Below are 22,728 nucleotides of genomic sequence, written 5' to 3'. Positions count from 1 at the left end.
GAAGTGAGTATCTTACTGAATTATGAATATTATAATTTAAAAAATATTATGTAAGTTTACTCTAAATTATATAAAATATATTTATTTATCAAAAAATAATAAATAAATGAAAAGTAATTTTGTTAGGTATCAAAAAAAGTAAATAAAGTTCGCAAGAGGGCGAATGAAAAAAATACAAGGAATATTTTTTTTAAAAAATTTCAAAAAAGAGTTGATAATATATGTATATTAATATAAAATTTAAGATGTATAATTCGTATAATAATGCGAATGATTTAAAATTTAAAATAACTTATAAACGGAGAGGGGAAGTCTAATGAAAGTAGCAGTAGTTATGGGTTCAAAATCAGATTATCCAAAATTAGAAGAAGGGATAAAACTGCTTGAAAAATATGGAATAGAAGTTGTAGCAAGAGCATTATCTGCTCATAGAACACCAGAACAACTTTCAATATTCCTAAAAGAAATAGAAGATGATACAGATGTAATAATAGCAGCAGCAGGAAAAGCAGCACATCTACCAGGTGTAATAGCTTCACAAACTCTAATTCCAGTAATAGGATTGCCTATTAAATCATCAACTATGGATGGATTAGACTCACTTTTATCAATAGTTCAAATGCCAAAAGGAATACCAGTTGCAACAGTTACAATAGATTTAGGTTTAAATGCAGCTTTATTGGCATTACAAATAATGACTCTAAAATACCCAAAATTAAAAGAAGATTTGAAATCATATAGAGAAGAAATGGCACAAAAGGTGCTAGAAGACGACAAGAATTTAAGGGGGTAACAGAAATGTTATTATATGAAGGAAAAGCAAAACAAGTATATTCTACAGATAATGAAAATGAATATGTTGTTTATTATAAAGATGATGCAACAGCATTTAATGGAGAAAAAAAAGCAGAAATATCTTCAAAAGGTATACTAAATAATAAGATATCAACAATAATCTTTGAAATGTTAAAAGAAAATAATATAAATACACACTTTATAAAAAGTTTATCAGATAGAGAAATGTTAGTTAAGAAAGTAGAAATTTTACCATTAGAAGTGATAGTAAGAAATATTGCTGCTGGTTCTATTTGCAAAAGAGTTGGTCTTGAAGAAGGTGTAGTTTTCGATGAGCCAATCTTTGAAATAAGCTATAAAAATGATGATTATGGTGACCCAATGCTAAATGACGATTATGCAGTGGCAATGAAATTAGCAACTAGAGAAGAATTAAAATTCTTAAGAGAAGAAACTCTAAAAATAAATGAATTGCTAAAAGCATTCTTCTTAAAATTAAACCTAAAGTTAGTTGACTTTAAAATAGAATTTGGTAAAGATTCAGAAGGAAACATAATATTGGCAGATGAAGTATCACCAGACACTTGTAGACTTTGGGATGTAAACACAAATGAAAAATTAGACAAAGACAGATTTAGAAGAGACCTTGGAGACCTTGTAGAAGGTTATACGGAAGTACTTTCGAGAATGAATAATAAATAGGAGGCAAATGTATGTGTGGAGTTTTAGGGATTTACTCTAATAAAGATGTAACTAAAGAACTATATTATTCTTTATATTCTATGCAACACAGAGGGCAGGAAAGCTGTGGTTTAGCTCTTTTAGATGATGGAGAAATTAAGTACAAAAAAGATATGGGATTAGTTGGAGATGTTTTTAAGGAAAGTGAATTATCTAAGTTAAAAGGAAATATAGGTATTGGACATGTTAGATATTCAACAGCTGGAGGAAGTCATGTTTCTAACTGTCAGCCTTTAGTTGGAAGTTGCAGAAAAAGACAATTAGCTATAGCTCATAATGGAAATCTAGTAAATGCAAATTATTTAAAAGATATGCTAGAAGAAGATGGATATATGTTCCAAACTAATTCAGATACAGAAGTAATTTTATATATACTTGCAAGATATTACAAAGGTGATATAGTAGAAAGTTTAAAAGTAACAATGGACTATATCAAAGGTGCATATGCTCTTGTAATAATGAGTCAAGATGAATTGGTTGCAGTTAGAGACCCACATGGATTTAGACCTCTTGTACTTGGTAAAAAGGGTGATGAATATATATTTGCATCAGAAAATTGTGCAATAGACATACTTGGCGGAGAAGTTGTAAGAGATGTAGAGCCAGGAGAAATAATAGTAGTTAAAGATGGCGAATTAAAATCATATTTTTACTCAGAAAATTATAAACCAGTTAAGAAAAGTTGTATATTTGAACACATATACTTTGCAAGAAATGATGCAACTATAGATAATGTAAATGCATATGAATTCAGAATTAAATGTGGGGAAAGATTAGCTCAAGATGAAAATGTAAAAGCAGATGTAGTAGTTCCAGTTCCTGATTCAGGTTGGCCAGGGGCTATTGGTTATGCAAATGCTAGTGGATTAAAAATAAGTGAAGGTCTAGTTAAAAATAGATATGTAGGAAGAACATTTATAAAACCTACACAAGAAGAAAGAGAAATAGCTGTAAAAATAAAATTAAATCCTCTTTCAACAGTAATAAAAGGAAAATCTATAATTTTAGTAGATGATTCAATAGTAAGAGGAACTACATCTAAACAGTTAGTAAAATCTTTAAGAGAAGCAGGAGCAAAAGAAATTCATCTTAGAATAACATCTCCTCCAGTAGCTTACTCTTGTTATTATGGAATAGATACTCCAAATCGCTCTAAGTTAATTGCATCAAGTAACAACGTAGAAGAAATGAGAGAATATATTGGATGTGATAGTTTAAAATTCCTAGATATAGAAGGAATGTTAGATGCAGCAGAACATAAGTCTACTTTCTGTAAAGCTTGTTTTGATGGAGAATACCCAGTTAAGAAAATTGATAAGGAGGAACTACTTTCATGTTAACATATAAAGAATCAGGTGTAGATATAGATGAAGGAAATAGAGCAGTAGACCTTATAAAAGGTAAAATAAAAGGAACTTATGATGGAAATGTAGTTGGAGATTTAGGTAATTTCAGTGGATTATACAGTTTAAAAGATTTTGTAGGGATGAAAGAACCAGTTTTGCTTGCATCTACAGATGGTGTTGGGACTAAGTTAAAAATAGCTCAAATGATGGACAAGCATGATACTGTTGGAATAGATTTAGTTGCAATGTGTGTAAATGATTTAATATGTCAAGGTGCTAAGCCATTATTTTTCCTTGATTATATAGCTCTTGGAAAATTAGTTCCTGAGCATATAGAAAAAGTAGTTGGCGGAATAGCAGACGGCTGTAAGATGTCTGGTTGTGCACTAATTGGTGGAGAAACTGCTGAAATGCCTGGAATGTATGGAGATGATGATTATGATTTAGCAGGATTCTCTGTAGGTATAGCAGACAAAGAAAAGATTGTTTCTGGAAATGATGTTAAATCAGGAGATGTATTAGTTGGTATATCTTCAAGTGGAGTACACAGTAATGGATTTTCTTTCATAAGAAAGATATTCTTAGAAACTTATGATTATAAGATGGAACAATATGTAGAAGAACTAGGAATGACAGTTGGGGAAGCACTTTTAACACCAACTAAAATATATGTTAAGTTAGCTTTAGATGTATTGGCTAAACATGATATAAAAGCTATAGCTCACATAACTGGTGGAGGGCTTATAGAAAATATAACAAGAGTTATACCTAAAAGATTAGGATTAGATATAAATAAAAAATCTTGGGAGAAACCTCCTATATTCAAAATGATAGAAGGTTTTAATGCTGTAGATGAGAGAGAACTTCATAAGAGTTTTAACATGGGTATTGGACTAGTTTTAATAGTAGATAAAGAAAATGCCAACGATGTTGTAAACTTTATAAATAATAGAGAAAATGACAATGCTTCTTATGTAGATAAAAAGTATAGTGAATTATTAGAAGATAAAGCATATATAATTGGTGAAGTAGTAGATAGTCATGAAGGTGTAGAATTATGCTAAATATAGGAGTTTTAATATCTGGTGGAGGAACAAATTTACAAGCAGTTATAGATGGTACTGAGTCTGGAAAGATAAAAGGTCAGGTTAAGGTAGTTATCTCAAGTAAGCAAGATGCTTATGGTTTAGAGAGAGCTAAAAATCATAACATAAAGGCAATTTGCGAAACTAATGAAGACAAGATAATAGAAATTCTTAAAGAAAATAAAATAGATTTAGTAGTTTTGGCTGGTTATTTAAAAATAATCAGCCCAAAACTGGTTAATGAGTTTAGAAACAAAATGATAAACATACATCCATCATTAATTCCTTCATTTTGCGGAGCTGGATTCTATGGAGAAAGAGTCCATCAGGGAGTAATAGATTATGGGGCTAAAGTAACTGGTGCTACAGTTCATTTTGTGGATGAAGGTGCTGACACTGGACCAATAATAATGCAAGATGTAGTTAAGGTAAATCAAGATGATGATGCAAAAACACTTGCAAAAAGAGTGTTAGAAGTTGAACATAGGATTTTGGAAGAGAGTTTAAGTCTTTTTTGTGAAAATAAATTAAAACTTCAAGGTAGGAGAGTGTTTATAAATGAGTAAGAGAGCTTTAATAAGTGTAACTGACAAAACAGGTGTAGTTGAATTTGCTAAAGAATTAAATAAATTAGATTATGAAATTATATCTACAGGAAATACTTTTAAGACATTAAAAGAAAATGGAGTTAATGTAATGCAAGTTGAAGATGTTACAAACTTCCCAGAAATATTGGATGGAAGAGTAAAAACATTAAATCCATATATACATGGTGGAATACTTTACAAAAGAGACAAAGAATCTCATGTAGAAACTGTAAATGAACATAAAATACATTCAATAGATTTAGTAGCTGTAAATCTATACGATTTTGAAGGAACTTTAAAAGCTGGAAAAAGCCATGATGAAATGATAGAAAATATAGATATCGGTGGACCATCTATGATACGTTCTGCTGCTAAAAACTATAAAGATGTAATAGTAGTAGTAGATATAAAAGATTATGATTCTATAATAGAAAAATTAAAAACAGACACAATGACATTAGAAGATAGAAAAAAATTATCATATAAAGCTTTCTCAACTACAGGAAGATATGATGCTTTAATATCTAGCTATTTTGCTGGAGAAGTAGGAGATACATATCCTGACATATTAAATTTAACTTTCCAAAAAGAGCAAACTTTAAGATATGGAGAAAATCCACATCAAAATGGTTTCTTATATTCACAATCAAATGCAAAAAATCCAATATTAAATTATGAACAACTAGGTGGTAAAGAACTTTCTTTCAACAACTTAAATGATTTACATGGTTGCTTAGAAGTTATGAGAGAATTTAAAGACAGTGAAGAAGTAGTTTCAGTAGCTATAAAACATGCTAATTCATGTGGTGTAGGATTAGGAAAAGATGCTTTTGAAGCATATACAAAATGTTATGAAGCAGATAAAGTATCAATCTTTGGTGGAATAGTAGGAATAACCTCTACTATAGACAAAGCTACAGCAGAGAAATTAAATGAAATATTCTTAGAAATAGTAGTAGCGTATGATTTTGAACCAGAAGCATTAGAGATACTTAAACAAAAGAAAAACCTAAGAATCTTAAAATTAGCTAAGATAGAAAATAGTTTACAGCCATATGAAATGAAATACTTAGATGGAAAATTATTGATACAAGATAGAAATAATACATTAGCAGAAAAAAGCGAAAATGTAACAAAAGCAAAACCAACAGATGAACAACTTAAAGATATGGAATTTGGTATGAGAGTAGTAAAAAATATGAAATCAAATGCAATTGCAATAGTAAAAAATGGTCAAACTCTAGCTCTAGGTTGTGGACAAACATCAAGAATTTGGGCATTAAAAAATGCTCTTGAAAATAATAAAGATAAAGATTTTACAGGAGCTGTTTTAGCATCAGATGCATTTTTCCCATTTGATGATTGTGTAACATTAGCTCATGAATATGGAATATCAGCAGTAGTTCAGCCAGGTGGCTCTATAAAAGATAAAGATTCAATAGAAGCTTGTGATAAGTATGATATGGTTATGGTATTTACAGGAATAAGACACTTCAAACACTAAGGAGGATATTATGAAGATATTGGTTGTAGGCGGTGGCGGAAGAGAACATGCTATATGCTGGAAATTAAGCAATGAAAAAAATGTAGAAAAAGTTTATTGTGCACCAGGTAATGCAGGAATTGCAAATGTAGCAGAATGTGTAAATATAGGTGATACTGATATAGAAGGACTTTTAAAGTTTGCCAAAGAAAACAAAATAGGTTTAACAATAGTAGGTCCAGAAGTACCACTAGTTATGGGAATAGTAGATGAGTTTGAAAAAGAAGGTTTAAGAGTATTTGGACCTAATAAAAAATGTGCTCAACTTGAAGGAAGTAAAGCTTTTTCAAAAGATTTTATGATAAAGCATAACATACCTACTGCAAAATATAAAGAATATACAAACTTAGAAGAAGCTATATCAGAAATAGATAGCTTTGGGTATCCAGTAGTAATAAAAGCGGACGGATTAGCTGCTGGAAAAGGTGTTGTAATACCTGAAAATAGAGAAGATGCTATAGCAACTTTAAAAGAAATGATGTCAGATAAGAAATTTGGAACTGCTGGAGATAAAATAGTAATTGAAGAATTTTTAAAAGGTATAGAAACTTCCATCTTGGCATTTGTAGACAATGATACAATAGTTCCTATGGCAAGTGCAAAAGACCATAAAAAGGTAAACAATTATGAACAAGGACCGAACACAGGTGGAATGGGAACTTTTTCACCTAGTGAAATCTATACAGAAGAATTAGCAAATAAAGTAAAAGAAACAGTACTAGAAAAAACATTAGAAGGATTCAAAAAAGATGGACTTAACTTTAAAGGTATTTTATTTGTTGGTCTTATGATAACTGATGATGGAGAGAAAGTACTTGAATATAATGTAAGATTTGGAGACCCTGAAACACAATCTGTTTTATTTAGATTAGAAACAGATTTACATGAAATAATGGAAGCTATACTTGACAACAAGTTAAAAGACATAGAAATAAATTATAGTGATGATGAAGCTGTATGTGTTATGCTTACATCAGGAGGGTATCCAGACAGTTATGAAAAAGGAAAAGTTATAACTGGTCTTGAAAATTTGGATGATGATATAGTAGTATTCCACAGTGGTACTAAGATGCTTGATGGTAATTTAGTTACTAATGGAGGAAGAGTAATTGGTATAACTGCAAAATCAACTACAGTTAAGGATGCAGCAGAAAAAGTTTATGAAAATATAAAGAAAGTAAACTTTGAAGGGATGCACTATAGAACAGACATAGGAAGATAATTTTTCTAAAATGGAGGATAAGGTATGTTGAATACTGAAAATAAAGACTCAATGGTTAGAAGAGTACTAGTTGAAAAAAGAGAAGGTTTTGACCTTGAGGCTAAAGCTTTAAAAAAGGATTTAGTGGAAAGTTTACACATAAGTAGTATAGAAGATTTAAGAATATTAAATAGATATGATGTAGAAGGAATATCAGAAGATGTTTACGAAAATGCAGCAAAGACAATCTTTTCTGAGCCAAATCTAGATGTAGTATACTATGAGGAAATACCAGAATTAAATGGAGAAAGAGTATTTGCAATAGAATTCCTACCTGGTCAATATGACCAAAGGGGTGACTGGGCAGCTCAATGTGTCCAAATAGTAAATCAAGGTATAAGACCTGCTATCAATACAGCAAAGGTTTATATATTATCAGGTAAAATAACTGATGAAGAATTTAGCAAAATAAAAGATTACTGCATAAATCCAGTGGATAGTAGAGAAGCATCTTTAGAAAAACCAGAAACATTAAAAATGGAAACTGAGATACCAACATCAGTTGAAATATTAGATGGATTTATAGATTTAAATGAAGATGGATTAAAATCATTTGTAAGTGACAAAGGGTTAGCAATGACTTTAGGAGACTTACAACATGTTCAAAAATACTTTAAAGATGCAGAAAAGAGAAACCCAACTATAACAGAAATAAAAGTTTTAGATACTTATTGGTCTGATCATTGCAGACATACTACTTTTATGACTGAAATAGAAAATGTAAAAATAGAAGATGGTAAGTTTAATGATATAGTAAAAGAAGCGTATCAAATGTATCTTAACTCAAGAGACAATGTATATGTAAACAGACACAAAGATATATGCTTAATGGATATAGCTACAGTTGCAGTAAAAGAATTAAAGAAAAATGGTAAGTTAAATGATTTAGACGAAAGTGAAGAAATAAATGCATGTAGTATAAATGTAGATGTTGAAGTTGATGGAAAGATGGAAAAATATTTAGTAATGTTTAAAAATGAAACTCATAACCATCCAACTGAAATAGAGCCATTTGGTGGAGCAGCTACTTGTTTAGGTGGAGCTATAAGAGACCCATTATCAGGAAGAAGCTATGTTTATCAAGCAATGCGTGTTACAGGAAGTGCTGACCCAAGAACAACTTTAGAGGACACTTTACCTGGAAAGCTTATGCAAAGAAAAATAACTACAGAAGCAGCTCATGGATATAGCTCATATGGTAACCAAATAGGTCTTACAACTGGACAAGTTGCAGAAGTATATGACGAAAACTTTGTTGCAAAGAGAATGGAAATAGGTGCGGTTATAGCAGCAGCACCAAAAGAAAATGTAGTAAGAGAAAGACCTGAAGCAGGAGATGTAATAGTTCTTCTTGGAGGAAAAACAGGAAGAGATGGCTGTGGAGGTGCAACTGGTTCATCTAAAGAACATAGTGAAGAGTCAATATTAACTTGTAGTGCGGAAGTTCAAAAAGGTGATGCTCCTAACGAAAGAAAAATACAAAGATTCTTTAGAAATAAAGAAGTTGCTCAAATGATAAAAAGATGTAATGACTTTGGAGCAGGTGGAGTTTGTGTTGCTATAGGTGAGATTGCTGATAGTTTAGATATAAATTTAGACTTAGTTCCTAAAAAATACGATGGACTTGATGGAACAGAACTTTCAATATCAGAATCACAAGAGCGTATGGCAGTAGCTATAAAAAAAGAAAATAAAGATAAATTTATACAATTAGCTGTAGAAGAAAACTTAGAAGCTACACATGTAGCTACAGTAACTGACACAGGATATTTAAGAATGTTCTGGAATGGAAAGGCAATTGTTGATATAAATAGAGAGTTTTTGGATACAAATGGAGTAAAACAAACTACTGATGTTCATGTTGCTAAAGTAGATGAAGAAAATACATTCTTTGCTTCTAATGAAATAGTAAAAGATGTTAAATCTGCAAGTATGAAAGATAAATTTACAAAAGTATTATCAGACCTTAACGTTTGTTCTCAAAAAGGATTAGTAGAGATGTTTGATAATACAATTGGTGGTAATACAGTACTTATGCCATTTGGTGGAAAGTACCAAGCTACTCCAACTCAAGGTATGGTTGCTAAGATACCAGTTCTTGGTGGAGAGACTAATACTTCTACAATAATGACTTATGGATATAATCCAAAAGTAGGAAAATGGAGTCCATTCCATGGAGCTTTATATGCAGTAGTAGAATCTGTATGTAAATTAGTTGCTATTGGAGGAAATTACAGCACAACAAGACTTACATTCCAAGAATACTTTGAAAAACTTGGTAACAATCCAGAAAAATGGGGTAAACCATTCTCAGCACTTTTAGGAGCATTTTATGCACAAAGTAAGTTTGAGATACCTGCTATAGGTGGGAAAGACAGTATGTCTGGTACATTTAAGGACATTGAAGTTCCACCAACATTAGTTTCATTTGCTGTTGATACAGTAGACGCTAAGAAAGTAGTATCTCCAGAATTTAAAAAAGCAGATTCAAAAGTAGTAATGTTATGTGTAAATAAATCAGAAAATGATGTTATAGACTTTGAAGAATTAAAGAAAAACTTAGATAAAGTAAGAGAACTTATACATGGAAATAAAGTTTTATCAACATATGCATTAGGATTTGCAGGTGTGGGAGAAGCAATAAGTAAAATGGCTTTTGGTAACAAAATAGGATTTAAGTTTAGTGAAGAAGCTGAAAAAGTATGTACAGATGATAAATTATTTGAAGCTAGTTATGGAAATATAGTACTTGAATTAGCAAATGATGATTTGAGCATGTTAGATGAATATAATTACATAGTGCTTGGAAGTACAGTTAAAGATGCTAGTATATTCATTAAAGGCGAAGAACTTTTATTAGATGAATTATATAAAGCGCATTGTAGTACTTTAGAGCCTATATTCCCAACTAAAACAGAAGAAGTAAAATCAAAAATAGAGACTATAAGCTATATATCACAAGGAGAAGCTAAAAAATCATCATTAAGTATAGCTACTCCAAGAGTATTTATACCAGCATTCCCTGGAACAAACTGTGAATACGATTCTGCAAGAGCATTTGAAAGAGCAGGGGCTAATGCAAATATAAGAGTATTTAAGAATTTAACTTATAAAGACATAGAAGATTCTATAGATACAATAGTGAATGAAATAAAATCTTCTCAAATAATAATGTTACCAGGAGGATTTAGTGCTGGTGATGAGCCAGATGGTTCTGGTAAATTTATAGCTACTGTATTTAGAAACCCTAGAGTTCAAGAAGCTATAAATGAGTTTTTAACTCAAAAAGATGGTCTAATGTTAGGTATCTGTAATGGATTCCAAGTGTTAATTAAGTTAGGTTTAGTTCCATATGGAGAAATAAGAGTTCCAAGTGAAAGTGCACCAACACTTACTTACAATAATATTGGCCGTCATCAAGCTAAGATTGCTAGAACTAGAATTTCATCTAATAAATCTCCTTGGTTAGCTCAAACTAATGTTGGAGATATTCACAATATAGCAATTTCTCATGGAGAAGGTAAATTTGTTGCTAGTGAAGATGTTATGAGAGAATTAATTGCTAATGGACAAGTAGCAACTCAGTATGTTGATTTTAATAATGAAGCTACTTATGATATTGAGTTTAATCCAAATGGTTCATTCTATGCTGTTGAAGGTATAACTAGTGCTGATGGTAGAGTGTTTGGTAAAATGGGACATTCTGAGAGAATTGGTGGGGAAGTATTTAAGAATATCATAGGTGAAAAAGACCAAAAGATATTTGAATCTGGAGTTAAGTATTTTAGATAGGATTCTGATAATTAATTGGTAATTAAAACATATATTTTAAATATTTAGACTTAGAGAGATGTAATAATATGATGATAATCATTTGATATTACATCTCTTTTTTACTTACATAAAAATATATTCTACGCAAGTCAAAATATAAGCTATGTTATAATTAATTATTAAGAGGAATTGAATATTTACTGGAGGATGAAAATAATTAATGAAAATATTAATAACAGGGTCTAATGGCCAATTAGGAAAAGAATTGGTCAACCAATTAAAATCAATCAATCAAAGTATGAATCAACCAAAATATACTATATTAGCTACAACAAGAGATGATTTGGATATATCTAATCAAATTAATGTAGATGATTTTATTTTATATAACAAACCTGATGTAGTTATAAACTGTGCAGCATACACGAAGGTTGATGTATGTGAAGATAATATAGAAATTGCATATAAAATAAACGCATTAGGAGCAAGAAGTCTAGCAATCGCATCAGAAAGAGTTAATGCTAAACTTGTTCATATATCAACTGACTATGTATTCAATGGTTTTTCTAAATATCCATATAGAGAAGATAATAAAACTGAACCTAATTCTGTGTATGGAAAAAGTAAACTTATGGGAGAAAAATTTGTGGAACAATTCTCACATAAGTACTTTATATTGAGAACAGCATGGCTATATGGTGATGGGAATAATTTTGTAAAGACTATGATAAAACTTTCTTTAGAAAACAAAGAAGTTAATGTGGTTAATGACCAGTTTGGAAGTCCAACAAGTACAGTAGACTTAGCAAAGGTTATAATAAGAATCATGGAGACAGAGAATTATGGAGTTTATCATGCCACATGTGAAGGGCAATGCAGTTGGTATGATTTTGCTAAAAAGATATTTGAATTAAAAAATATAGATATAAAAGTAAATCCAATTAAAAGTAGTGATTTTAAAAGTAAGGTTCAAAGGCCACAATACTCTGTACTAGATAATTTTATGTTAAAATTAATAGGATTAAATTCGTTTAGAGTATGGGAAGAGTCTATTGAAGAGTATCTAAAAGTATATGACATAGATAGGAAATAAATATACTGATTGTAGAAAATAAAATAAGATATTACATAAAATATAAATATTTCTTTTATTTATCCGATAATCATAATATGACAAAAACAATTTTAAGGATGGAATAAATATGAAGGGAATTATTTTAGCAGGAGGGTCTGGAACAAGACTATATCCTATAACAAAATGTATATCAAAACAAACACTTCCAATATATGATAAACCAATGATATATTATCCTATGTCAGTTCTTATGTTGGCAGGGATACAAGATATACTAATAATATCCACACCAAGAGATATAACAGCATTTGAGGAATTATTTGGAGATGGAAGTTCATTAGGACTTAAAATAACATATGCAACTCAGGAGAAACCAAATGGGATTGCAGAAGCATTTATAATAGGAGAAGAATTTATAGGAAATGATAGTGTATCTCTTGTATTAGGTGATAATATATTTTATGGGTATGGATTTAGTGAAAGATTAGAGAATGCAGTTAAAAGAACTGGAGCAACTATATTTGGATATCATGTTAGTAATCCAAATGCGTTTGGTGTTGTAGAATTTGATAAAGATTTTAATGTTTTATCAATAGAAGAAAAACCTAAAATACCTAAATCTAATTATGCTATACCAGGGTTATACTTTTATGACAATGATGTTGTAGAAATAGCAAAGCTTGTTGAACCATCAGATAGAGGTGAATTAGAAATAACTTCGATAAATAATGAATATTTAAGAAGAGGAAAATTAAAGGTAGAACTTCTAGGAAGAGGTATGGCTTGGCTTGATACTGGTACACATAAAGGTCTATTAGATGCTTCTAACTATGTCGAAGTGGTTCAAACAAGACAAGGATTGTACATAGCATGTTTAGAAGAGATTGCATATACAAAAGGATACATAAGTAGAGAACAATTAATGAAATTAGCCAAACCACTGATAAAAACTGAGTATGGTCAATATCTATTAAATTTGGCTAGTGAAGATATGTAATTATGGTAAATAAAATTTATTATAAATTTTATTAAGGGAGTTTGTTATAATGGGAAAATTTAATTTTATAAAGACAAAAATAGACGGATTATATATAGTCGAACCAAATGCGTTTTGTGATGAAAGAGGATATTTTATGGAAAGTTACAATAAGAAGGATTTTATAGAGCAGGGTCTTGATATGTGTTTTATTCAAGATAATGAGTCTAGCTCGAGAAAAGGTGTTTTAAGAGGAATGCATTTTCAAACTAAATATCCTCAAGGAAAATTAGTCAGAGTTACAGAGGGAGAAGTTTTCGATGTTGCAGTTGACCTAAGAAAAGATTCACAAACATTTGGAGCGTGGGAAGGAATAATACTGTCTGATAAAAATAAAAAGCAATTTTATATTCCAGAAGGATTTGCACATGGATTTTTAGTTTTATCAGAAAAAGCAGTATTTAGTTATAAGTGTACAAATTATTATTATCCAGAATTTGAGAGTGGTTTTATATGGAATGATAAGCAAATATCGATTGAGTGGCCTTTACAAGGAATTGAAGAACTATTCCTATCAGCAAAGGACAAAAAACAAAAAAGTTTTAAAGATATTTGTATAGAACGTTAATAAAATTTATTAGAATTAACATTTAGGAGAAAAATATGAAAAAAATACTAATAACTGGAGGAGCAGGATTTATTGGAAGTAATTTTGTACATTATATGCTTAATAAGTATGTAGATTATTTTATTGTTAATCTAGACTTGTTGACTTATGCTGGTAACTTGGAAACATTAAGAGAAATACAAGACAAGCCCAATTATAAATTTGTTAAGGGAGATATTTCAGATAGAGAACAGGTATATAATTTATTTGAAGAAGAAAAATTTGATATGGTTGTTAACTTTGCTGCTGAATCTCATGTGGATCGGTCAGTTGAAAATCCACAATTATTTATCCAAACAAATATTATAGGAACTCAAGTGCTTCTAGATGCATCTATGAAATATGGAGTAAAAAGGTATCATCAGATTTCTACAGATGAAGTCTATGGTGATTTACCAATTGATAGAAAGGATTTATTTTTTACAGAACAATCTACTATCAATCCAAGTTCTCCTTATTCAGCCTCTAAAGCATCAGCAGATTTATTGGTGAACTCTTACTATAGAACATATGGCTTGCCAACAACCATATCTAGATGTTCAAATAATTATGGACCATATCATTTCCCTGAAAAATTAATACCTATTATGATTTTAAATGCCTTAGAAGATAAAGATTTGCCAGTGTATGGTAATGGAGAAAATGTAAGAGATTGGTTACATGTATACGACCATTGTACTGCTATAGATTTAATAATACATAAAGGTAATATAGGTGAGGTTTATAATATAGGTGGTCATAATGAAAGAAGTAATATAGAAGTAGTAAAAACTATATTAAATCTTTTAGGTAAATCTGAGGATTTAATATCCTATGTAAATGATAGACCTGGTCATGATTTAAGATATGCTATTGATCCATCTAAAATAGAGAATGAGTTAGGTTGGAAGGCAAAATATGATTTTGATTCAGGTATAAAAGAAACAGTTAAATGGTATATAGAGCATGAATATTGGTGGAAATCTGTTCTATCAGTTTAGATTGGATGTTTATAAAATTTAGAAAGGGGAGTTTTATATTGAATGAGATAAGTTCATTAATTAATATATTGGCATTGACTCAATTATCTGGTAGCAACACTACAAATCAGTGTAACTGTACATATAATAATTCATCTGGATTTGATATGATTATGATGACATTGTTAAAAGCATTGTCACAAAATAATCAACAGACTTCTAATGGATATAATTTATTGTCTAATTCTGAAAATTTATTTAACGAGCTTGATAATGTAGTAAATAATACAGCTAGTAGGTTTATAGACGTTGATACAAAAGATAAAAATGTAAAGTCAAGAATTGAAAATGCTGTAGAGCAAGCATCAAAAAAATATAATGTGGATGCGAATCTTATAAAAGCAATAATTAAAGTTGAATCGGATTTTAATCCAAATACTGTATCTTCTGCTGGTGCGAAGGGTCTTATGCAACTTATGCCAGAAAATTGCAGAGATTTGGGTGTTACAGACCCTTTTAATATAGAGCAAAATATAGATGCTGGAACTAGACACATTAAGGAATATATTGATATGTTTGGAGGGAGCATAGAAATGGGATTAATGGCATATAATGGTGGTCCTGGAAGGATGAAAAGTAGAGGGGTAGAATCAATTTCTGACTTGTATAAAATGCCAAAAGAAACACAAAATTATATTCCTAAGGTTATGAAATATTATAGAGGGTAGGCTTTATTATGGGTATAAATATAGATAAACTAAACATAAGTCCAAGTAGAAATATAGAGGTTAAGAAACTGAAAGAAAATAATAAATTTTATGATAACTTAAACTCTGTAAAACAATCTTCTTCAATAGAAGATATAAAACGAAATCTGGAAAGTGTAAAAAAGGCAGGGGAAAGGCTTGTACTTACTCAAAACTATGGCGATATTAGTATATATAAAAATGCAGTAAAAGAATACCTAAAATCTGTTGTAGATAACATGTATTCACTTGATAAAAATAGTAGCTTTTGGGAGCATCAGTATTATAAGAATGTAAAGATTGTTGACAATAAACTTGAGGATATGACTAGTAAGTTACTTAGTGAAGAAAAAGAAAACATAGATATTGTTTCTACTGTTGATATGATACAAGGCTTGTTGATAGATATGTATAGATAAGGTTATACAAGGAGAAAAATTTTATGAATAGCAAAAAAGAGGATATATATGAATTGAATTTTGGGCAACTAATAGAAGAAAAGACTGGTGTTATAGAAGAAAATCAAAATGTTTTTAATGCAAAAGTAAACGTAGCTGTTTCTATAGGAAACACAACAGAAACAATAAAAAATATATTAGATTTAAAAGAAGGCTCTATAATAAAACTAAATAAGAATGTGGATGAAAAATTAGATATATATGCAAATGATAGATTGTTTGCTTATGGAGAAAGCATTATTACAAATGAGAAATTATCTGTAAGATTATCTAAAATAGAAGATTCAGATATAAATTAGCATTTTAAATAGTATCCCTTTAGGCTATTCTGTATGAGTTTAGCTAAGGGGATATTTTTATAAAAAATTTAAAATATGTTTAAATCATATAAATGTTTTTGTTTTCTGAGCGATAACTAAATTATAAGTATGTAATTTTGGAGGTGAAACTATGGATATTAAAAATGTAAGTTCAAATATTGTAGTGAATAATTATTTAAAGAATACATCAGGTGTAAAAAAAGTGGAAGAAGTTCAAAAAACTAGTAAAACAGACAAGATAGAGCTATCTAAATTTGCAAAGGAAATGGCAAGTGTATCAAATATGAGTGATGAGACTATTAGAAATAAAAAAATCGATGAAATAAAAAATGCATTGGAAAATGGAACTTACAAAATAAAACCAGAAGAAATTGCGAAAAAAATGATAGAGGATATGCGAGGATAAAGTCATGATTACAGACTTAAAAGTTATAATATATGAAGAAAAAAAGATACTTAATAATATGATGGAATTATTAAAAGAACAATTTGATTATATAGTTGTAAAAGATATAGAAAATTTAAATAGGTTAAATCCTGAGCTAGAAGATATTAGTAGAGAACTTGCATCTATAGAGATAAAGAGAAGACAACTTTTTAATGATGATATTTCAATGAGTGAAGTTGTTGAAAATAGTAATGATGAATATTTAAAAGAAATATATACAGACTTAAAGCACATTATTGCTTTAGCTAAAAATCAACAAGAATCAAATGATTCTCTGATAAAGAAAGAACTTATTTTTACGAAAAAAATGATTAATTTTATAAAACCAGCTGATAAACAAACTACAACTTATAATTCTTATGGAAATATTAGAAAATAAATATTGGGAGGAGAAATATGGCAGGATTATTTTCCATTTTAAATACAGCTAATTCAGGAATGAATGCGCATCAAAAAGCAATACAGACAATTTCTCATAATATAAGTAATCTAGATACAGAAGGTTATTCTAGGCAAAGGACAGAATTTGCAACAAATAGTCCAATGTATATGCCTAGTTTGAACAATGCAATTGGAAGAGGTCAATTAGGTACAGGTGTGCATGTAACAAATGTAACAAGAGCTAGAAATAGTTTTTATGATTACCAATTTAGAGCAGAAGCTCATAAATATGGTAATACAGTTTCAAAGTATGACTATTATAATACTATAGAAACTATAATAAATGAACCATCAGATTATGGTATATCTGCAGGAATAGATGATTTTTTTAAAGGATGGGAATCATTAGCAAAAGATATCAATAGTGATAGTAAAAAAAGTCTGGTGGTAGAAAATGCATCAAATCTAGCAACTTTAATAAGTGAGAGTTATAAGAAACTTGATAAGTTAAAAGGAGATATAGATGATAATATAGACTCTGAGATAAAACAGATAAATGACATGTTAAAAAGTCTTGAAGATTTGAATAAATCTATTGATGTTATATCTGGTTCTGGCTCTACTCCAAATGATTTGCTTGATGAAAGAGATAGAATATTAGATGACTTAAGTTTTAAATTAGACCTTGAAAATGGTGATGTTAAAAGTATGCTTGCAGATGGAAAATTAGAACTTAATGAATTAAAAAATGCAGATGGAACTTGGAAAACAGGTGTATCAGGAACCTTACAAGGCTTGTTTGAAATGCATGGTAAGATTGATACATATAAAAGCGATTTAAAAGACGTATCTGATGGATTAGCTAAACAAATAAATGATGTTTATAATACATCTGCTGGAATAACAGTAACAGATTTTTTTATAACGTCAAATGTAGCTGGTGAAGATATCATAAAGGTAAATCCAGCTATAAAGAGTAACCCAAATGAATTAAAGCTTACTGCTGATGAGGCTTCAAAGATTGCTAAGCTAAAAGATGAAAAAATAGATATTGGGGCAGTTGGTGGAAAAGTAAGTACAATAAGTGACCACTATAAAGCTTTTGCAGAAGTAGTAGGTTTAGATTCTAAAAAGGTGAATCAAGATGAAGTGAATCAACGTAAAATTATAAATAATATTGATAGCTCACGAATGAGTGTTTCTGGTGTATCTTTGGATGAAGAAATGACAGAGCTTATAAAAGTACAACGTTCCTATCAAGCTAGTGCAAAAGTTATGTCAACAGCTGTGCAACTGTTGGATGTTGTAATAAATGGAATAATTTAATAGAAGGGGGAATTTATAATGAGAGTTAGTACAGGTATGATGTCTAGCAGTTATCTAAACTCGCTACAAGATAATCTACAAAGATTAGATAAGGTTAATAGACAAGTTAATACAACAAAAGAAATAAACAAACTATCCGATAATCCATATAAAGCAATAAAAATATTGAACTCAAAAAGTGAAATAAAAACTATGGAGACTTATGTTGAGAATTGTAAAGATACAGCAAGTTGGTTAGAGACTACTGATACTTCATTAGATCAGCTTGGAAAGTTGTTGTCAGATATAAAGAAAAATTTAGTAGCAAGTGGTGATGGTGCATATTCAGAGGATGAACTAAAGACTCTTAGCAACTCAACTAATGAAAAAATGAAAGAAATTGCAAATGCTTTAAATGCAACACATGAAGGAAAATACATATTTTCAGGTTCAAATACAGGTGTACCTCCTGTTGAATGTATAGATAATGCTGATGGTTCAGTGAGTTTAAAGTTTAATTCTAGTCTAAATCTTAATAAATTAAATGACTCTTTGAGTATGGATATAGCTCAAGGAATAAGTGTAGATTATAATGTTAAATTGAGTAGTCTTGGATTTGACCCAACACAGGCTGACCCCTTTAAAGAGTTAAATAATATATCAAAAAAATTAGCAAATCCAGATGCTGATGCTATAAAAGAGCTGACAACAACTTGTTTAGGTGACATGGAACAACTAATAGAAAATACAGTAAATGTTAGGTCTATATATGGTACAAAAGCAAATACAGTAGAGGCTATGAAGGAAAAAAATGATGATAGTTTGATACAATTGAAGGATATTTTATCGCAAAATGAAGAGATAGATTATGGAGAAAAGCTTGTTCAATTAAAGGCAGCAGAATTAACTTATCAAGCTTCTCTACAAACAGGAGGAAAGTTATTTAATGTATCTATATTAGATTACATATAGTAAAATAACGCATATATGATGAAAGTTACATTGAAAAAAGGTATACTAGGATTTGAAAATCTAAGAGAATATGAACTTTTAGATATAGAAAATAATGATATTTTAAAAGAGTTTAATTCTACTGAGGAAGATTGTATAGGATTTATTGTTGTATCACCATTTGAAATTATTAAAGAATATGAGATAGTCTTAAATCAGGATACAATTGAAAAACTAGAAGTGAAATCTCCAAATGATATTATGTTATTGAACATAATCACTCTTGGACAGACGCTTGAAGAATCAACTGTGAACATGAAAGCTCCTATAGTAATAAATGTAAGAAATAATTTTGGAATGCAAATAATTTTACAGGATGAGAAATATTCAATAAGGCATCCATTACTGAGAGGTGATGGTGGATGCTAGTCATTTCAAGGAAAAAAGATGAAGCAGTACTTATAGGAGAGAGCATAGAAGTCAAAGTTGTAGGAGTAGATGGAAATAATGTCAAACTAGCCATATCAGCTCCTAACAATATAAATATACTAAGAAAAGAAATATATGAGAAAGTAAAGAGTGAAAATATAAAGGCTACAAATAAAAATATAAAAATTTTAAAATCATTAAAATAAAATTCTTGGAGGAAGTAATATATGTATGGAGAAAACCCTTATAGTTCTTATAAGCAAAATGCTGTTTTTATGGCATCAAAAGAACAATTGTTGCTTATGCTTGTTGATGGGGCAGTAAAATATACAAAAATAGCCAGAAGAGCTATTGTAGATAAAAATACACAAAGAGCACATAGAGAGCTTATAAGAGTACAGGATATATTTACAGAATTAATGGTTACATTGGACCAAAATGCAGGACAATGGGCAAAAGATATGTACAAAGTTTATGATTTTGTAAGATATGAACTTTCAAGAGCCAATATTAGAAAAGACATTCAGATAATAGATAATGTGTTACCTGTAATAGAGCAAATTAAAGATACATGGCATGAAGCTGATAAAAAAAGTAAAGAAGAAAGAAGTAGGTATAAATAATGGATTTAAATTTAGATAAACTAAATGAGTTATCAAAAGAAGAACTACTATTAATGCTTGTAGATGCTACAGTAGAATATACTAATATATCAAGAGTAGCACTTTTAAATAAGGATTATTTGAAAGCACATAGTGAACTTGTGAGAGTTCAAAATATATTTACAGAATTAATGACTACATTAGACCAAAATGTAGGACAATGGGCAAAGGATATGTATAAGGTTTATGAATTTATAAAAGCTGAATTAATAAGAGCTGATGTAAATAAAGATATTAAAATAATTGATGACATATTGCCAATAGTAGAACAGATTAGAGATACATGGCATGAAGTTTATAGTAAATTAGAAGTATAATTATGGATGGGGGGATAAATATATGTCAAGTATAAGTCCTATAAGAGTTACAGGCCTTTCAGGAAATTTTGATATGGAAGGTATAATAGAAGCTAGTATGATTAGAGATAAGGAAAAAGTTGATAAAGCAAAACAGGCTCAACAAATCGTTAAATGGAAACAAGAAATATATAGAAATGTTATACAAGAATCAAGAGATCTTTATGCTAAGTATCTAAATATAGATTCTCCTAACAGTATAATAAATAAAAACTCATATTCTGCTACAAGAATAAATAGTTCTGATGAAAGTATTATAGTAGCAAAAGGCTCAGCTGGTGCAAATAAAATAAATTACCAATTTGCAGTTTCTCAAATGGCTGAACCAGCAAAAGTGACTATTAAATTAAACGCAAGTACTCCTCTTGTTCAACAGTTTCCACCAAATGCTAATGGAGCTAGTTCTTTAACTATAGGAGACGTAAATATACCAATATCTGAACAAGATACTACAAGTACTATTGTAAGTAAGATAAACTCACTTTGTGCAGATAATGATATAAAGGCTTCTTATAGTGAGATGACAGGTGAACTGATTATTTCAAGAAAACAGACTGGTTCGTCATCAAACATTGATTTAAAAGTAAGTGGAAATGACAATTTAGCTCAGCAAATAGCTAATGATAATGGTATCACATTTGCAACTGATGCTGGTGGGAATAAAGTGGCAAGTGTATATGGAAAAAATCTAGAAGCTGATGTAACTGATGAACATGGAAGAGTAACACATATAAGTAAAGAACAGAATTCATTTAATATAGATAATATTGACTATAATGTAAATTCAAAAGGAACTGCAAAGCTGACTTCTGTTACTGATACTGAAGAAGCCACTAAAAATATGAAGGCATTTGTGGATGATTATAATAAATTGATGGACAAGGTCTATAGTTTAGTTACTACCAAAAAACCAAAAGATTATCCGCCTCTTACAGATGACCAAAAAGAAGATATGACAACTGAAGAAATAGAAAAATGGGAAAAGAAAGCTAAAGAAGGTATACTTAGAAATGATGATGAGTTAAGAGCTTTTGTTGAAGATATTAGGTCTGCATTTTTTGGAGATGGAAAAAATATTACTACTTTAAGAAAACTAGGAATCAATGAAAGTGAAAATTACAACAAAAAAGGTCAAATATCATTTGATGCAGATGCTTTTTCAAAGGCTCTTATAGATGATAGTGATAAAGTATACAAGACACTAGCGGGTTATTCTTCAAATTATGATGATAAAGGAATGTTTGAAAGGCTGAAAGATATTGTATATGATTATACTGGAAGTTCAGTTTCTAAATTGACTAAAAAAGCAGGTATAGAGAAAACTGCTTCTGCTAGTGAAAATGTATATTCAAAACAAATTGCAGAACAGGAAAGAAATATAAATAGACTAGTTGACAAAATGAATGATAAAGAGAAAAGACTTTATGCTAAATATTCAGCTTTGGAGTCTTTATTAAATCAATATAATTCTCAAATGAACTATTTCTCACAAGCACAAGGTAATTAGTTATGGATAAATTAGAAGAAAAAATAAATTTATATAAAGATATATCTTTACAGATTATAAAATTGATTGAAAAAGAGGAGTATAAAAATATAAGTAATAGATTAAATGATAGACACAATATTATAAACAGTATAAGTGAAGTGGATAAAAATGATTTCATACAACTTTATAATGATATGGAATTAATTGCAATTGATGATAGAATAAGAAACTCTTTACAAGAACAATTGTCAGAAGTAAAAAAAGAGTTACATGAGTACAAGCTTACTAAGCAAGTAAACACAATGTATTATAGCTTAAATAGAGAAAAAGTAAATATTTTTAATAAAAAAGTATAAAGTTATAGGTTAACTTGT

The 22,728-nt window shown here is 29.6% G+C and carries 25 protein-coding genes; all 25 read left to right on the top strand.

Going from position 1 to position 22,728, the window contains the following annotated elements; translation table 11 throughout:
• Positions 1-316: 316 nt before the first annotated feature.
• Positions 317-793, top strand: coding sequence for a 5-(carboxyamino)imidazole ribonucleotide mutase (gene purE, locus KGF41_RS07880; protein ID WP_003425290.1), 477 nt, complete (start codon positions 317-319; stop codon positions 791-793).
• A gap of 5 nt (positions 794-798) precedes the next feature.
• The gene (purC, locus tag KGF41_RS07875) at positions 799-1,497 is read left to right on the top strand and encodes a phosphoribosylaminoimidazolesuccinocarboxamide synthase (protein ID WP_227452069.1); all 699 of its coding nucleotides are present in this window, start codon (positions 799-801) and stop codon (positions 1,495-1,497) included.
• Positions 1,498-1,508: 11 nt separating this feature from the next.
• A complete protein-coding gene (gene purF, locus KGF41_RS07870) occupies positions 1,509-2,876 on the top strand; it encodes an amidophosphoribosyltransferase (protein WP_227827803.1) in 1,368 nt (455 codons plus the stop codon).
• Positions 2,870-3,946 (top strand): phosphoribosylformylglycinamidine cyclo-ligase, encoded by a 1,077-nt coding sequence (gene purM, locus KGF41_RS07865; RefSeq protein ID WP_227827802.1) that lies wholly within the window; start codon positions 2,870-2,872, stop codon positions 3,944-3,946. The genes purF and purM overlap by 7 nt, the downstream gene beginning before the upstream one ends.
• A complete protein-coding gene (gene purN, locus KGF41_RS07860) occupies positions 3,940-4,533 on the top strand; it encodes a phosphoribosylglycinamide formyltransferase (RefSeq protein WP_227434636.1) in 594 nt (197 codons plus the stop codon). Before purM ends, purN begins: the two co-directional genes overlap by 7 nt.
• Positions 4,526-6,058 carry a bifunctional phosphoribosylaminoimidazolecarboxamide formyltransferase/IMP cyclohydrolase gene (purH, locus tag KGF41_RS07855; protein ID WP_227824847.1) on the top strand — a complete coding sequence of 511 codons (1,533 nt, stop codon included), beginning with the start codon at positions 4,526-4,528 and terminating at the stop codon, positions 6,056-6,058. Before purN ends, purH begins: the two co-directional genes overlap by 8 nt.
• A 10-nt stretch (positions 6,059-6,068) precedes the next feature.
• Entirely contained in the window at positions 6,069-7,319 is a 1,251-nt protein-coding gene (gene purD / locus KGF41_RS07850; RefSeq protein WP_227856546.1) for a phosphoribosylamine--glycine ligase, read from the top strand.
• 24 nt (positions 7,320-7,343) lie between these two features.
• Positions 7,344-11,150 (top strand): phosphoribosylformylglycinamidine synthase, encoded by a 3,807-nt coding sequence (locus KGF41_RS07845; RefSeq protein ID WP_227839323.1) that lies wholly within the window; start codon positions 7,344-7,346, stop codon positions 11,148-11,150.
• 202 nt (positions 11,151-11,352) lie between these two features.
• A complete protein-coding gene (gene rfbD, locus KGF41_RS07840; RefSeq protein ID WP_227827798.1) occupies positions 11,353-12,225 on the top strand; it encodes a dTDP-4-dehydrorhamnose reductase in 873 nt (290 codons plus the stop codon).
• Positions 12,226-12,334: 109 nt separating this feature from the next.
• Positions 12,335-13,204 (top strand): glucose-1-phosphate thymidylyltransferase RfbA, encoded by an 870-nt coding sequence (rfbA, locus tag KGF41_RS07835; protein ID WP_227839321.1) that lies wholly within the window; start codon positions 12,335-12,337, stop codon positions 13,202-13,204.
• Between the two features lie 49 nt (positions 13,205-13,253).
• Positions 13,254-13,811 carry a dTDP-4-dehydrorhamnose 3,5-epimerase gene (rfbC, locus tag KGF41_RS07830; protein WP_227856545.1) on the top strand — a complete coding sequence of 186 codons (558 nt, stop codon included), beginning with the start codon at positions 13,254-13,256 and terminating at the stop codon, positions 13,809-13,811.
• A gap of 35 nt (positions 13,812-13,846) precedes the next feature.
• Positions 13,847-14,830, top strand: a complete 984-nt coding sequence (gene rfbB, locus KGF41_RS07825; protein ID WP_227842646.1) for a dTDP-glucose 4,6-dehydratase — start codon at positions 13,847-13,849, stop codon at positions 14,828-14,830.
• A gap of 38 nt (positions 14,831-14,868) precedes the next feature.
• A complete protein-coding gene (locus KGF41_RS07820) occupies positions 14,869-15,537 on the top strand; it encodes a lytic transglycosylase domain-containing protein (RefSeq protein ID WP_227842645.1) in 669 nt (222 codons plus the stop codon).
• A gap of 8 nt (positions 15,538-15,545) precedes the next feature.
• The gene (locus KGF41_RS07815) at positions 15,546-15,974 is read left to right on the top strand and encodes a YaaR family protein (RefSeq protein WP_227842644.1); all 429 of its coding nucleotides are present in this window, start codon (positions 15,546-15,548) and stop codon (positions 15,972-15,974) included.
• A gap of 23 nt (positions 15,975-15,997) precedes the next feature.
• On the top strand, positions 15,998-16,312 hold the full coding sequence (locus tag KGF41_RS07810) for a FliM/FliN family flagellar motor switch protein (RefSeq protein ID WP_227834892.1): 315 nt from the start codon (positions 15,998-16,000) through the stop codon (positions 16,310-16,312).
• Between the two features lie 151 nt (positions 16,313-16,463).
• Positions 16,464-16,739, top strand: a complete 276-nt coding sequence (gene flgM, locus KGF41_RS07805) for a flagellar biosynthesis anti-sigma factor FlgM (RefSeq protein ID WP_227839316.1) — start codon at positions 16,464-16,466, stop codon at positions 16,737-16,739.
• Positions 16,740-16,743: 4 nt separating this feature from the next.
• Complete coding sequence (locus KGF41_RS07800) at positions 16,744-17,160, top strand: flagellar protein FlgN (protein ID WP_227856544.1); 417 nt, start codon at positions 16,744-16,746, stop codon at positions 17,158-17,160.
• A gap of 17 nt (positions 17,161-17,177) precedes the next feature.
• On the top strand, positions 17,178-18,488 hold the full coding sequence (gene flgK, locus KGF41_RS07795; protein WP_227850266.1) for a flagellar hook-associated protein FlgK: 1,311 nt from the start codon (positions 17,178-17,180) through the stop codon (positions 18,486-18,488).
• A gap of 18 nt (positions 18,489-18,506) precedes the next feature.
• A complete protein-coding gene (locus tag KGF41_RS07790) occupies positions 18,507-19,439 on the top strand; it encodes a flagellar hook-associated protein 3 (protein WP_227839313.1) in 933 nt (310 codons plus the stop codon).
• A 15-nt stretch (positions 19,440-19,454) separates the two neighbouring features.
• Complete coding sequence (gene fliW / locus KGF41_RS07785) at positions 19,455-19,847, top strand: flagellar assembly protein FliW (RefSeq protein WP_227839312.1); 393 nt, start codon at positions 19,455-19,457, stop codon at positions 19,845-19,847.
• Positions 19,841-20,053, top strand: coding sequence for a carbon storage regulator CsrA (gene csrA, locus KGF41_RS07780; protein WP_227856543.1), 213 nt, complete (start codon positions 19,841-19,843; stop codon positions 20,051-20,053). Before fliW ends, csrA begins: the two co-directional genes overlap by 7 nt.
• A gap of 21 nt (positions 20,054-20,074) precedes the next feature.
• Positions 20,075-20,470, top strand: coding sequence for a flagellar export chaperone FliS (gene fliS / locus KGF41_RS07775; RefSeq protein ID WP_227839311.1), 396 nt, complete (start codon positions 20,075-20,077; stop codon positions 20,468-20,470).
• Complete coding sequence (gene fliS / locus KGF41_RS07770; RefSeq protein WP_227839310.1) at positions 20,470-20,826, top strand: flagellar export chaperone FliS; 357 nt, start codon at positions 20,470-20,472, stop codon at positions 20,824-20,826. The genes fliS (KGF41_RS07775) and fliS (KGF41_RS07770) overlap by 1 nt, the downstream gene beginning before the upstream one ends.
• A gap of 22 nt (positions 20,827-20,848) precedes the next feature.
• A complete protein-coding gene (gene fliD, locus KGF41_RS07765) occupies positions 20,849-22,372 on the top strand; it encodes a flagellar filament capping protein FliD (RefSeq protein WP_227842641.1) in 1,524 nt (507 codons plus the stop codon).
• Positions 22,373-22,374: 2 nt separating this feature from the next.
• Positions 22,375-22,710 (top strand): flagellar protein FliT, encoded by a 336-nt coding sequence (locus KGF41_RS07760; RefSeq protein ID WP_227842640.1) that lies wholly within the window; start codon positions 22,375-22,377, stop codon positions 22,708-22,710.
• The last annotated feature ends 18 nt before the right edge of the window (positions 22,711-22,728 follow it).

It is taken from the genome of Clostridioides sp. ZZV14-6150 (assembly GCF_020657875.1).
Lineage (GTDB): Bacteria > Bacillota > Clostridia > Peptostreptococcales > Peptostreptococcaceae > Clostridioides.
This window is presented reverse-complemented; position numbering and strand designations above follow the sequence as displayed.

Bases quoted from the DNA above. Each gene is read 5' to 3' on its own strand.
- fliD (WP_227842641.1), top strand. From the start codon at position 20,849: ATGTCAAGTATAAGTCCTATAAGAGTTACAGGCCTTTCAGGAAATTTT.
- purE (WP_003425290.1), top strand. From the start codon at position 317: ATGAAAGTAGCAGTAGTTATGGGTTCAAAATCAGATTATCCAAAATTA.
- fliW (WP_227839312.1), top strand. From the start codon at position 19,455: ATGATGAAAGTTACATTGAAAAAAGGTATACTAGGATTTGAAAATCTA.
- purN (WP_227434636.1), top strand. From the start codon at position 3,940: ATGCTAAATATAGGAGTTTTAATATCTGGTGGAGGAACAAATTTACAA.
- flgM (WP_227839316.1), top strand. From the start codon at position 16,464: ATGGATATTAAAAATGTAAGTTCAAATATTGTAGTGAATAATTATTTA.
- purF (WP_227827803.1), top strand. From the start codon at position 1,509: ATGTGTGGAGTTTTAGGGATTTACTCTAATAAAGATGTAACTAAAGAA.
- purM (WP_227827802.1), top strand. From the start codon at position 2,870: ATGTTAACATATAAAGAATCAGGTGTAGATATAGATGAAGGAAATAGA.
- fliS (WP_227839311.1), top strand. From the start codon at position 20,075: ATGTATGGAGAAAACCCTTATAGTTCTTATAAGCAAAATGCTGTTTTT.
- purH (WP_227824847.1), top strand. From the start codon at position 4,526: ATGAGTAAGAGAGCTTTAATAAGTGTAACTGACAAAACAGGTGTAGTT.
- flgK (WP_227850266.1), top strand. From the start codon at position 17,178: ATGGCAGGATTATTTTCCATTTTAAATACAGCTAATTCAGGAATGAAT.
- rfbD (WP_227827798.1), top strand. From the start codon at position 11,353: ATGAAAATATTAATAACAGGGTCTAATGGCCAATTAGGAAAAGAATTG.
- KGF41_RS07800 (WP_227856544.1), top strand. From the start codon at position 16,744: ATGATTACAGACTTAAAAGTTATAATATATGAAGAAAAAAAGATACTT.
- rfbC (WP_227856545.1), top strand. From the start codon at position 13,254: ATGGGAAAATTTAATTTTATAAAGACAAAAATAGACGGATTATATATA.
- fliS (WP_227839310.1), top strand. From the start codon at position 20,470: ATGGATTTAAATTTAGATAAACTAAATGAGTTATCAAAAGAAGAACTA.
- KGF41_RS07790 (WP_227839313.1), top strand. From the start codon at position 18,507: ATGAGAGTTAGTACAGGTATGATGTCTAGCAGTTATCTAAACTCGCTA.
- purD (WP_227856546.1), top strand. From the start codon at position 6,069: ATGAAGATATTGGTTGTAGGCGGTGGCGGAAGAGAACATGCTATATGC.
- rfbB (WP_227842646.1), top strand. From the start codon at position 13,847: ATGAAAAAAATACTAATAACTGGAGGAGCAGGATTTATTGGAAGTAAT.
- purC (WP_227452069.1), top strand. From the start codon at position 799: ATGTTATTATATGAAGGAAAAGCAAAACAAGTATATTCTACAGATAAT.
- csrA (WP_227856543.1), top strand. From the start codon at position 19,841: ATGCTAGTCATTTCAAGGAAAAAAGATGAAGCAGTACTTATAGGAGAG.
- KGF41_RS07815 (WP_227842644.1), top strand. From the start codon at position 15,546: ATGGGTATAAATATAGATAAACTAAACATAAGTCCAAGTAGAAATATA.
- KGF41_RS07845 (WP_227839323.1), top strand. From the start codon at position 7,344: ATGTTGAATACTGAAAATAAAGACTCAATGGTTAGAAGAGTACTAGTT.
- KGF41_RS07760 (WP_227842640.1), top strand. From the start codon at position 22,375: ATGGATAAATTAGAAGAAAAAATAAATTTATATAAAGATATATCTTTA.
- rfbA (WP_227839321.1), top strand. From the start codon at position 12,335: ATGAAGGGAATTATTTTAGCAGGAGGGTCTGGAACAAGACTATATCCT.
- KGF41_RS07810 (WP_227834892.1), top strand. From the start codon at position 15,998: ATGAATAGCAAAAAAGAGGATATATATGAATTGAATTTTGGGCAACTA.